The organism is Ruminococcus sp. J1101004sp1_RTP21198st1_B9_RTP21198_201120, from assembly GCF_040924245.1.
Taxonomy (GTDB): Bacteria; Bacillota; Clostridia; order Lachnospirales; family Lachnospiraceae; genus Blautia_A; species Blautia_A faecis.
In genome coordinates this window covers 1-12,587 of sequence record NZ_JBCOMI010000020.1, presented here as the reverse complement: position 1 = coordinate 12,587, position 12,587 = coordinate 1, and the positions used below count along the sequence as shown (strand labels likewise).

8 protein-coding genes are annotated in these 12,587 nt (G+C 38.7%); all 8 read right to left on the bottom strand.

The window, feature by feature from the left end; all coding sequences use genetic code 11:
* Window positions 1–46: 46 nt before the first annotated feature.
* The gene (locus AB5618_RS13930) at window positions 47–5,296 is read right to left on the bottom strand and encodes an Ig-like domain-containing protein (protein WP_148462981.1); all 5,250 of its coding nucleotides are present in this window, start codon (window positions 5,294–5,296) and stop codon (window positions 47–49) included.
* 70 nt (window positions 5,297–5,366) lie between these two features.
* Complete coding sequence (locus tag AB5618_RS13925; RefSeq protein ID WP_148462980.1) at window positions 5,367–7,709, bottom strand: leucine-rich repeat protein; 2,343 nt, start codon at window positions 7,707–7,709, stop codon at window positions 5,367–5,369.
* On the bottom strand, window positions 7,709–8,293 hold the full coding sequence (locus AB5618_RS13920) for a hypothetical protein (RefSeq protein ID WP_148462979.1): 585 nt from the start codon (window positions 8,291–8,293) through the stop codon (window positions 7,709–7,711). The genes AB5618_RS13925 and AB5618_RS13920 overlap by 1 nt, the downstream gene beginning before the upstream one ends.
* A gap of 1,226 nt (window positions 8,294–9,519) precedes the next feature.
* Entirely contained in the window at window positions 9,520–9,777 is a 258-nt protein-coding gene (locus AB5618_RS13915; RefSeq protein ID WP_226815952.1) for a hypothetical protein, read from the bottom strand.
* Window positions 9,778–9,877: 100 nt separating this feature from the next.
* Complete coding sequence (locus tag AB5618_RS13910; protein ID WP_173736684.1) at window positions 9,878–10,258, bottom strand: DUF4313 domain-containing protein; 381 nt, start codon at window positions 10,256–10,258, stop codon at window positions 9,878–9,880.
* Window positions 10,259–10,586: 328 nt separating this feature from the next.
* Entirely contained in the window at window positions 10,587–10,832 is a 246-nt protein-coding gene (locus AB5618_RS13905) for a hypothetical protein (protein ID WP_148462976.1), read from the bottom strand.
* A 7-nt stretch (window positions 10,833–10,839) separates the two neighbouring features.
* On the bottom strand, window positions 10,840–12,153 hold the full coding sequence (locus tag AB5618_RS13900; RefSeq protein WP_294427326.1) for a DNA polymerase IV: 1,314 nt from the start codon (window positions 12,151–12,153) through the stop codon (window positions 10,840–10,842).
* Window positions 12,154–12,170: 17 nt separating this feature from the next.
* Window positions 12,171–12,509 carry a group II intron maturase-specific domain-containing protein gene (locus tag AB5618_RS13895; protein ID WP_368366849.1) on the bottom strand — a complete coding sequence of 113 codons (339 nt, stop codon included), beginning with the start codon at window positions 12,507–12,509 and terminating at the stop codon, window positions 12,171–12,173.
* Window positions 12,510–12,587: the final 78 nt, after the last annotated feature.

Genomic DNA, 12,587 nt, shown 5'->3' with positions numbered 1-12,587 from the left:
TATTGCAACAGTAGAAGACATACGAATCTTCTACTGCTGCTTGTTTTTATTTGACAGTTATTTTTACTTTTTTTGTAACTTTTCCAGATTTTACCGTAATTGTTACTTTACCTTTTTTCTTTGCTTTTACCACCCCATTTTTCGTAATGGTTGCGATCTTCTTATTAGAAGTGGTGTAGGTAACCTTCTCCTGGGAAGTGATTGGAGCAACAACTGGTTTTAAAGTAAGACTCTTGCCCTTTTTCAAGGTGACATTGGTTTTTAAACCAGTTATCTTCGTAGTCTTTACTTTCGTACTTTGTACTTTCACCTTTAAGATGGCTTTCTTGCCACTCTTTAATGTTACAGTGATCTTCGCATTTCCAGTCTTCTTACCAGCCTTGATCTTGCCGTTTTTATCCACGGTCACGATCTTTTTATTGCTGGAAGTCCAGGATTTCACGGAATCACCATTTGCCAGACCAGTAACCTTTACTTTCGTAGTGCTTTGTTTTTTCTGAAGTTTAATGGACGTTACATTTAATTTCATGGTTGCGGTCAGCTTGCTTCCGTTATCCCGTGTCTTTTTAGCACCGCAGATGGTACAGATACCCTCCTGTTTCTCCGGAGCAAATACGGTGGCCTGGGAAATGACCGTCCAGGCAAAGTTATGATCGTGCGTAAGCATCGGGATCAATTCTGTCTTAGTTACCCCGCATACAGTACAGGTATAAACCTTTTCCCCGGCTGAAGTATAGGTGGCCTGCTTGGTGACGGTTCCAGTATCATAGGAATGCTGGCTGTTTTTTGGAATAACTTCTGTTTTTGTATAGCCGCACACCAGACAAGTAAATTCCTTCTTTCCCTCTGCTTTACAGGTAGCTGCAGTTATTATCTTACCATCTCCGAAGGTGTGCTTCTGATAGCCGCCTTTTTTGGTATTATCGGTAATATCACAGGTCCCATATCTGGACACACATTCATGCCAATGGAATCCTGAGTCATAAGACCAGCTTTCCGACCACTCATGTTCATGTTCTTTCCGGTAGTCATCTGTATAATGGAAGACAATCTCGTCCCCATCTTCCAGATACTGCTCTTTTACGCCAAGATCAGAATGGATACCATTTAAAGTATACATCCATCCACTATAATCCCCGTTTGTAAATTCAGCAAGTTCTGGTTCTCCTGCCTGGGTGATTCCGGCAATATAATTTTCTTCTTTTGCAGAACGATAGGTCATGTTATTTTCTGCAAAAGCAGTCTTTAATACTGCAAGCACATTTGCATTTCCATCTACCTTGTAATCTGTCTTTTTGATCCAGGTTTCCAGGTTACCTTTATATAAGGTATGGCAGGTTCCATCTGTATCACTGTTATGTACGCTGTCTCCAAGAAGGGTAAGGCTGACGGTGATCGTTCCTGCATTTTTCTTCAAAACAGTTACGGTCAGCTGGGTAAAAGCTTCTTTATAAGAAAGCTTTAAGGTCTGCTCGCCACGCTGATTTTTGTTATATCCTTCAATAGTAAGATCTGTCCACGGGATTTCCTGTTCGGTACCGTCACTGATAAGGGCTTTTACCTGCATTCCGGTAAAATCAAGGTCTTCCCCAATATCAAATGTAGTACGGTAATCGCCGCTAAGCTCCAGGGAATCTACTGTAATCCGCAGACCTTCTGTAGAAAACAGTTTATCCATATCTGCCCCGAGAGGATCGTCAGTACGGTTAAATCCGGTTTTCCAGCCACAGCCGTTTACATCCGGGCAGTCTGTAGTACCATTTTCTGTATTAAAATAGGTAGATCCGCTTGATGTCTCATGGGAAGTGTTACTGGTATCAATATATTTTACGAATCCAATACCACTTGTAGCTCCGCAATCCTTTGAATAATAATTATTCGAAATCGCATCGATCCGGTTCAGACTGTCATAGAAACCAATGATTCCGCCTATATAGGAAGCATTTTCACCAGTAGTCTGGACTTTTCCTGTGAAGGAATTATTTCTAAGGGAATACTGACAGTTATCCCAGGTCTGTGCCACATAGGTATCTCCACCTAAAATTCCGCCAACTTTATCAGAACCTGTGACAGTTCCCTCAGACACACAATTATTAATGGTAACCTTTGTTCCATTTGGAGCTGAAGAACTATCATATCCGCCACCAACAATACCTCCGGCATGCTGCCCAGAAGCAGTTACTGTACCATAGAATTCAGATCCGATGACTTCACAGGTTCCCATAGCATTATCACGGGTTCCAATGATACCACCTACATAATCCGTTCCATAAACATCTGCATAACTCACACAGTTCTTGATAGTTCCCTGCATGCGCCCTGCAATGGCACCGATCTGTCTTTGGTTTTTGTCATATCCAATGACAACTCCCTTTTCAATAGTACAGTTTGTAATGGTTGCTACAAATGCAGCGGAACAACCGGCATAACCATTTACAGTCTTATTTGCTCCCAGAAGACCGGATTTTAAGGTACTGGATCCGCTCTTTAAAGTTACATTATCAATCTCAACTGCACTACCAGAAAGGCCGACACCTTCAAAATTATTAACCAGACCATAACCAGCAATCTTCTTTCCATAGATATTCAGGTTACGAATTCTAGTATTTCTGACATATCCAAACAGCGGAAGTCCATCCTCTGGAACTGTAATTGTGTGACCGGCTCCATCAAAGATACCACTAAAAGCATTTAAGTTTGCACCTTCCTGCAGGTTTACCCTACCATCCTTAGTAGCACCGATTGGTTTCCATCCATCTGGAAGAGTAATATCCGCATCCAGTTTGAAATAAGCATCGGAAAAAGCAAATCCGTCTTTATTTACTTTTTCACGCAATGCTTCCAGATCCGAAGCTGATTTAATAAGGTAAGGGGATTCTTCTGAGCCATTTCCTTCCCAAGGCAGAGGCTCTTCTGTGACGATGACAGCAACTGGATCAGAAACTATTTTTTCACTGGTTAAAGTATTCGCTTCTGCTTTTTTCCCTTGTTCATAAAATAAATCGTTACGCTCATACCAAATTTGGCAATAATAATAGGTGGTTCCAGCTTCAGAAACTGGCGGTTTATAAGAACTTTTGGTTGCTCCTGCAACAGCGATTCCACTTTCATTATTGTTTTCAGTATTTTCATACCATTGATACTGCGCATTTCCTTGACCAACTACTGTTTTTAAGCTAACGTCTAACGTTTCTGTTAAAGGTTTTCCTTTAATCCAGGAAATAGACTGTGGTTGATTTTCTATCTCTGGAATTTCAAGTTCATTTGATACTACTGCGATTTCTGTAAATTTACTTTTTGAAGAATATGTTTTTCCATCAATTTCATAATTGACAATGCAGCAGTAATATCTTGTAGAGAAAGTGGAATCCGTGGGAACTTTATAGCTTTTTTCCTCACAATCAACTTTAACGTATTTATCAAAACTAATATAATCAGGAACATAAACCCGATCTGGTAAAACGACATAATACCATTGATAACTTAATACTCCTTCTTCAGGGTTTAAAACATCTGCATTTGCCGTCAAAATAGGAGATTCGGAATTCTCATAAACATCTCCGTATTTTCCAGAAATATTTATGGTTAGTTCTGGAGTATAATCTATATTTCCAGGAGTTATGGTTATCGTATAGTTTGTATCTTTTGATAAGTAATTTATATCACTTTCTTTTAAAATGAAAGAAATTCTGCATTCAGCATAATGTTCCCAATCTGGAAAAAAGCGGACACCTGTAGAGATAGAAACAGTTTCTGCCCCGGTAACATTAAGCCTGTTTGTGTTATAAAGGACTTCATTTATACCACCATAACCTGTGTTTACATACAAATCAAAATATTTTGAGTTTGAGGGGACATTTATTTCAAGATTCTGATCTTCTATCGTATCTTTTAACCCAGATTCAAGTTTGTGCCCCCAAGAATCTTTCACTTCTACTTTTGTCAAATGGGCCCTATAATATATCGGAACTTTTACATATTGCAAAACAGCTCCGTTTTTTCGAATTTCAAATCCAATTGAAGAAGTGACGTTCGAGCATTGAAAAATAACAGTATTCTTTAAGTAAGTTTCTTTTCCTTCTGTAAGTTTTACTCGATATATACTTCCATTTTGTGGATCTGAGTAAACAGCATAAGCAACAGTATCTTCTGGAACATTATCTGTAAGCTCAAGTTTTGCATAGAATTTTCCATCATGCAATTCTGCCGGTAACCATAAAGATGCTGTTTCATCTAAAGGAGAACATTCAAATTCTTTTTTTGCGTCTGCTTTTTCTATAGCCAAATGTATCTTATTAATGTAATTTCCAGATTGTTCATTGGACGGAACCACTGTAACATTTGAATATGCAGCTGAAATATCCGTTACTTCTATGCCTTCAGATGTTGTTATAAGTTTTTCGGCTGTAATAAAGTAAGTGCGGCCTGCTTCCAGTTCTGGAAGCGTCACTTTTCCTTCCGAATCTGTTAAAATTCCTTCTTGCTTTTTCCCATCAATATAAATATTTGCACCAGAACAATTTGAAAAGCTTACGCCCACATCGTTACATTGTTTTAACTGTAACGTAATTTCCTGTCCTTGCGTAAATGTAGGTGATGTTTCCGTAAAAAAGGCAAACTTATCTTCTCCCTTTCGTGCCTGTATATAAAAATGTAGCTTATCTCCATTTTGAACTGATCGACTAAGAGCAGAACCCGGATTACTATTATCATAATTTAAAGCCGACTTAATGTATGGAACATCATCTTTATTGTAGCCCCACAATTTGTATATTACACCATCAAAGATTCCTTCACTATCCGCATGATAATCATATCCAGCTTCTGAACCACCTGGATAATAGAGATCATGAGCCAACTTTAATGCGTCATCCATGTTATACGTACTTTTACCTGTGAGTGTAAGAGTACGTCCAGCCATTGGATCACCGTCTTTATCATTTAGAAATTTACCATCTTTACTGATACTTACAGTAACCTGTATTTCTTGGGCTTCTTCGTTAGATTCTTCCGGATCGGTTCCGTCATTAAAAAGAGCATTCTCCTCTTCTGACGGGTTTTCCGAATCGGTAAAACCATCATTTTCTGTTTCTTCTATTTTCTCATCATCGATAAAATCGGTGTTTTCTTCCTCTTCAACATTAGCAGCATTTTCCGTTTCTGCAAAATCGTTATCTGCAGAAATATTAGTTTCGCTGATCCATCCTTCCGCAAACACGTTTACCGGAATTTGCAGAACCAACAAAAAAACAAGCAGCCAACTGGCTAATTTTTTCCATAGTCCTATTTTTTTCATTTATTTCAGACTCCTTCCCTTTAAAAAAGGCCCCTCTTCCTTACGGAAGAAGAGCCTCCATTATTGGTGCTTATTTTACTTTTACAGTTACCTTTACGGATTTATTTCCGGATTTTACAGTGACCTTCGCTGTTCCTTTTTTCTTTCCGGTTATGACACCATTCTTAGAAACAGTGACGATCTTCTTGTTGGAAGTGGTGTAAGTAACTTTCTGTTTGGAGGTAAATGGAGTTACCACTGGTTTCAGGGTGACTTTTTTGCCCTTCTTAACTGTTACTTTTGTATTAGCTACGGTAACCTTTGTGGTCTTTACAGCAGTTTTCTGTACCTTCACAGTTACAGTCTTTTTCAGACCACTTGCAAGAGTAATCTGGAGTTTTGCAGTGCCAGCCTTCTTTGCTGTAATCTTGCAGGTTCCATTTACTTTTCCTTTTACGGTAAAGATTTTGGTATTGGTGGATTTCCATGTTTTTACAGAATCACCCTTTGCAAGACCTGTTACTTTTAAGCCAGAAGTGGACTGTTTTACTTTTAACTTTATTGTTGTTGCATTTACTTTAGCTGTTGCTGTTAAAACAGTACCCTCTTCTTTTGTCTCTTTCGTACCGCAGGTTTCACAGATTCTTTCCTGCTGCTCTGGTGCAAGTACAGTTGCATCAACTGTGACTTTCCATTCACCAAACTTATGTCCAAGTGCCGGGATTTCCTCAGTTATAACATCACCGCATTTGCTGCAGGTCTTTGTGAGGCTTCCTTTTTCAGTGCAGGTAGACTCTTTTGTTACCTTGGAAACATAGTCATGTCCAAGTGCAGGAATTTTCTGGATATCTTCTTTTCCATTGCAGTCTTTTCTAGTACAGTGCTTGCTCTGTTCACCCTCTTCTGTACAGGTGGCTTTTTTATCCACTGTATAGTCTTTGGCGAAATCATGTCCAAGTACTGGGATCTCTTCTGTAATAACATCGTTGCATCTGTTGCAGGTTTTGGTGAGAATTCCTTTTTCAGTACAGGTAGCTGCTACTGTTGTTTCAACATAATCATGTCCAAGTGCGTCAATTCTTTGAACATCATCTTTCGCTTCACAGCCTTCTCGTGTACAATGCTTGCTCTTTTCTCCGTCTACAGTACAAGTTGGTTCTATATCCACAATATACTCTTCAGAATAGAGGTGACCTAGAGCAGGAATTATATTATCTGCATTATTTTTATCGGAATAATGTTTCCCACAAACGTTACAAACACCGGTTTCCTTCCAACCTGATTCAGTGCATGTTGCCGGCATTGCTTCTACCGTATCTCCTCTATAATGTATAGAAGTTGCTTCTGTATAACCAACTCTAATAGCAATAGAGTTCCATTCCGATTCACTTCCATAGTAACAAATAGAAGCTAAATTAGAACAATTGGAAAATGCAGATCTTCCAATTTTTTTCAATACAGAAAAATCAACATTTACAATAGCTGTAGACGCAAAAGCACTACGACCTATAGATTCTGTACCAGAAAAATCAAACTGGTTCAAATTTGTACAATACTGAAATGAATAATTACCAATTTCTGTGATAGATTCAGCTTTAAATGAACTTAATTCACTACAGTTCATAAACGCCTTTGCCCCTATTTTAGAAATAGGCGAATCACATACAAAAGAATTTAACTGTGAGCATTTTTCAAAAGCAGAATCTCCAATATTGGGCTTGCCTTTAATCGTCACTTCTTTTAATAATCCGCAACTAGAAAAAGCAGTTTTGCCAATTGTTACTTCTGGTTTTTCAAAGGAAACCTTTTCTATACTTGTATTAGAAAGTGCAGCCTGTCCTAATGTTTCAACCGATTCTAAATTAATTGACTGTAATGACGATACCTTGTAAAAAGCAGCATATCCAATTTCCTTTACAGACGAAGCTAAAATAACATTTTTTATGTTGGGATAAGCGTTTAGATGATTATCAAAATTATTCTCTCCTATTTTGGTAATGTTATCTCCAATCTCTATTGTTACCGCATTAGCAACTTCTGCATTTTTTAAATACCAATTGCTAGTACTTCCATCTTGAGTATTATCAGGTAAAGCTGCCGGCTCAGAAGCTTTAAATGATAACACTTTTGTTTCACTGTCGTATTTAAAAGATATTTTGGATTCGTTATCTAATGGAGTCCAGTCATTATTTGATTCATCATTATTTGATTCAACTTGTTCTTCTATTTGTGAAGAAAATGAATCGGTAATCTCTTCATCACCAGATGTAAAGTCATCAGAATCTTTTTCTAAAAAATCCGATATACCAGTGCTTTCTTCAACTTGTTCTTCACTGTAAAACGAATCCTCTAGGGCTTTTGCGCCCGTGTTAAGAGGCGCAAAAGCTAACATTGCTAAAGAGACTAAACATATCGAACAAATTTTCTTTTTCATTAGTTGTTACCTTCGTTTGTCCAAAAGAAATGAGTTGTATCGTAACTCAATACCATAGAAACGATTTCTTTGTCGTTATTCGCTGTTTTTACAGGAACATATGTTTCTCCAAGAGTTGTTTTGGGATATGAAGATGTATTTTCCAGCTCAATGTCAGAGCCCGGGTACCACATCCATGAGCTGCCTACCCATGTAGCGCTAATCATGTTCTTATTGGAATCATATTTGGGATTGGTGTTTTCACCTTTAATACCCACTTTTTTTCCGCTGATGACAATATAGTCCAAATACTGGTCGTTTTTTTCATTCCATCCCAATACATATTTCCCATTGTAATTTGCAACCGCTTCATCTAATGCTTCCTTATAAGTCATATCAGCTTCGATTCCGGAAACTTCAAGTACTGGTTCAGTTCCATAAGTAGTAAGAGTTGGTTTTCCAAGATAAGTATTATCAGATTCACCCTGTGTCCACTCTCTAAAATATACTTTTAATGTTGCCGCCTGAGCTGCGACACCAGTGCTAAGAGTCATTGCTGCTGCGAGTGCTACTGAACTAATTTTTTTGATCATTTTGTTCATCATACTTGATTTCTCCCTTCTTGAGACAATTAATTGTCTTCTACACATTTTAGTTTTTAGAAATAGAGTTTCATTTGCCTTAGCCTTAGGCCCCTCCTTCCTTTTTCTAACCATTCTCCAAATTCAAATACACTTAAGCATCGGGCAAGTGTTTTGATTATAGAAAACGGTTTTTAGACAATAAAAGCGGAGTCTTCCTGACCGCAGGAAGCTCCGCCTATACAACGTGTTGGATATGCTGACTCAAAGCATCTTTGCTTCACACAGGTAAACACTCATTGGTTTAGTTCCAGAGTCACACTGGATTTCCTTAAACAGATTCACATTTGAATCCGACCGCGTCTGGTTATGTAATTGCCACTATCAATATAGCATTTGTTCACAATTTTGTCAATAAATTTCAACAAAATATTTTCTTTATCCAAAATAATTTTATTCAATTTTGTTTTAACTCACATCCGGTATATTACAGAGGCTAAAAGATCGGCCTGATACCGATAGTGATTTTCCACGTATCAGCGGGGATACCGATTACTCCGCACACCACTGCCGTTAAGCTTCTTCTACAATTCCTCCCACTACCTACGCTTCACTTAGAGGTAGGGATTCCTTGCTTTTCTGCAAACCGTCCTCCCTTCTAAAACGGCTACATAACTAATATGTAACACATCAATAAAAGGGAAAACATTTTTTTCTTTGGCAGGTTATAACTTAGTGGTGATTTGAAGGGGAGGTTGTTTGAAAACTGATTGTTGAAATAGTATCAAATGTGACTAAATAGTATTAGATGGCAGCACAGGTAAGAAAAAAGTTATTACATAATACCAGGTATCATGTAATAGTATTAAAAGATCAATGAAGGGGACAAAAATTAACCTGGAAACTGTCACATTTGGTGTTCAAAAAAATTGTTGGTTCCGTGTGTTATTGAGTGTTATCTAGTGTTAAATGGTATCAAATGACACACAATATCATGTACTGGATGATACTACATAGCACTATATGATGTAAATGCGTTTAGATGGAAACAGCATTTCACAGACATCCGGGAACGTAAATGCAACGCGCACATTCACATTTGGATCAATATTCCCATTTTCGTCACATTTCATAATAGAATTAACTTCACCACCTATATATCTAGCGGATTTGTCAATTTTGAGCAATATTTCATCATTTAAAGCTAAACTAAAAAGTCATTAAATATCGTTCCAACTGTATTTATATTTCTATGTTCCATTCGTATCCTCCTCTGCTCTTTTGATTCTTGCTGTTACGGTTTCCGGTAAGCATTCAAACGCTTCTGCAATTGCATTTTTACTGTATCCTTCCAGAAACAGCTTTTTCATCATTTTTTCCTGCTCTTTTTTCTTCAGCTTTTTCAGGGAGGAATCCCTGATCTTATGCTTCAGGATTTTTTTACTTAACGGATGATCCGGTCCATATTGATAGATCTTCCAGGCCTCCGCTGCGTTCAGCCCGCACACAATTGCCAGTACTAGGCAATAATAGCCTGCATACTCTTCATCTTTTATGCCATCACCCTCTTTATAGTTCTAAAGTTTTTCGGTTCCCGGCATTTTCCATTTATGCATGTCCTCCTTCCTGTTCTGCAAGAAACTTTTTTACGCCTTCCCGATCATATTCTGCCAGCTTTTCCAAATCAAAACGCACCAGCCGATAATCACAAAATCCAGAATGCTCCACTCTTTGCAGCACTTCTCCAAGCTTGTATTTTCGGATAAACGAAAGCTTATACTTGCACTCAAAATCTGAGATAAATGCTTCGTTTATTTTTATATTCTCAGCTGGCAAGCTTACTGTTAAAATGTCATACAGTTCCTCTTCCTGATCTTTTTTCTTGATCATTGCGATAAAAAGCCTGTTTTTGCAACGATAAGAATCCACTTTCAAAATGAGTTCTTCTTTGCACAGACTTCCTTCGTATTCCAAAGTTTTCTGTTCCATGTTCTTCCTCCGATATGCTTATATTTTTTTTGAATTATCCAGTAACTCCTTTCCATTGTATTTGCTCCCTTTGCCTGGATTCTGGAATTTTTGACAACAAAAAAAGACACCAAAAATCCATTCCAGGTTTTTGATGTCTTTCTATATTTTCCAGATCTATTGTCTCAAATGATTGCTTCTGATTCGCACCAGAACTAAATTTCCCTGTATAGAGTGCTATGCATAAACGATAATTCGATTATAGAATAGCACAATATATAGTGTGCGTCAATTACATGTTTCCATATATTGTATTTTCGTTTTCTCTGACAGTCTGCAGCTTCATGTATCAGGAGCATCGTCTCTCCATAAACCATTTATCAAATTCATAGTATAAATGACTCTCTTTTCCATTCACCATTACGGTGTAACAAATTCCGGTTCCACCTGCTTTTCGACTAGCACAGCGCTCCCTTGCAAGAATACGGTCCACATGATATTTTTCCCCATCTTCCCAGATAAAGTCCACCGGGCTCATAGTTCCATCTTTGTCAAAATTGACAAGGACATCCACATATACTTTTGCATTTTCCATTTACCAATTACCTCCCATTAAAATACCCTATCGGATGAACCGTGTGGGAACTTTGTGCATCCAGACTTGCAAGAGCTTTATCCTGATACATAAAAGCTTTTTGCACACTGAAATAGCCAAACCGTCTGCGGATGTCATCCACCGCCTGATCCATTTTCTCCTGTTTTTCTCGTTGTTCCTCGCTCACAAATAAGTTAAACTGTATAGGAATATCGGATAATACCAGACTTTCTGCACGAACGCCCAGGCTTCTGATCGGATGCTGCCAGTTATAATGTTCTCGAAAGAGCTCGTTGGCAGCTTTCATAATCTCATTTGTAATATCCGTGGGACGCTCTAACTTTTTCTGCCGGGAAAAAGAATATAACCCATTATCCCGGATACTGATGGATACCACCTTGCATTTAAACCCATGTTTTCGAAGCCTGGCTGCAACACTTTCCGCTAACGCCATCAATACAATCTGCACATCCAGGTTATTTTCCAAGTCCCTGGGAGTTGTGGTACTATTGCCAATAGATTTAACAGGTGCTTCATATCCCTGGGGTGATACTGGCGACTCATCCCATCCATTTGCAAAAGTATAAAGCACCAGACCCATTTTTCCCAATAAACGTTCCAGAAATTTAGGATCCGACAGGGCAAGCTCGCCAATTGTTTTAATCCCATAACGGTTTAATGTATTTCTGGTAGAACGTCCGACGTACAAAAGATCTGCAGCCGGAAGTCTCCAGAGCAGTTCTTTGTAATTTTCCTTCGTAAATGCCGTAATCCCATCAGGCTTTTTGTAATCACTTCCAAGCTTGGCAAAAATCTTATTCCAGGAAATCCCAATGCTGACTGTAATTCCCAGTTCTCTTTTCACCCTCCTGCTTATCTCCTCTGCGATTTTCCTTCCGCCCCCTTTTAAAACTGTGCTGTCCGTAACGTCTAACCAGGCTTCATCACATCCATACGGTTCAACCAGATTCGTATACTCTCCATAGATTTCCCTTAACATAGAAGAAAACTTTAGATACAGATCCATCCGGGGTGGAACAATCACAAGATCCGAACAGGCTATTTTTGCCTGCCAGAGTGCCTGTCCAGTCTTTACCCCCTTTTTCTTTGCAATGTAATTGGCGGTCAATATAATCCCATGCCTGGCTTCCGGATCCCCGCCTACAGCCATGGGACACCCGGCATATTCCGGATGGTATAGCATTTCTACACTGGCATAGTCGGGTAAGAGAAGAGCATTACTGTCCTTCCCTCCCCTAAGAACCGTACGTGATAGTTTCCCATCATACGGCTCAAGCCTTATAAAGCCTATTGCTGCCACAATAAGCCGGTTGTATATCATTCGTATACAAATTTGAAATTGCTGTAGGATTTATTTTTGCGTTCAGCGAAGTATTCCATCCAAATTTCATCGTAGGGATTCGCTTCCGCTTTAATACGTGTAAAACGGGTAATGTTTGTGTCGGTTGCATATACTAATGCGAGATAATTATCCTCCGTCAGCTTTTCAGAGAAAGTCCAGCTACGGTTTCCGATTCTGTGGAAATATTTATCTCTTATCCATGCGGCTGGTTTGTTTTTATGTCTACGTCGGCACCATCTCCATAGCGCCTTGAATGTCTGCCAGTCCACATATCTAAATGCAACCGAAGATACGTTATACTTCTGAAAGTTCACTCATCCTCTGATAATAGGATTCAGGCATTTGATCAGATCGGATTGCTTGCCCGTTCGGAACTTCTTAATTGTTCCACG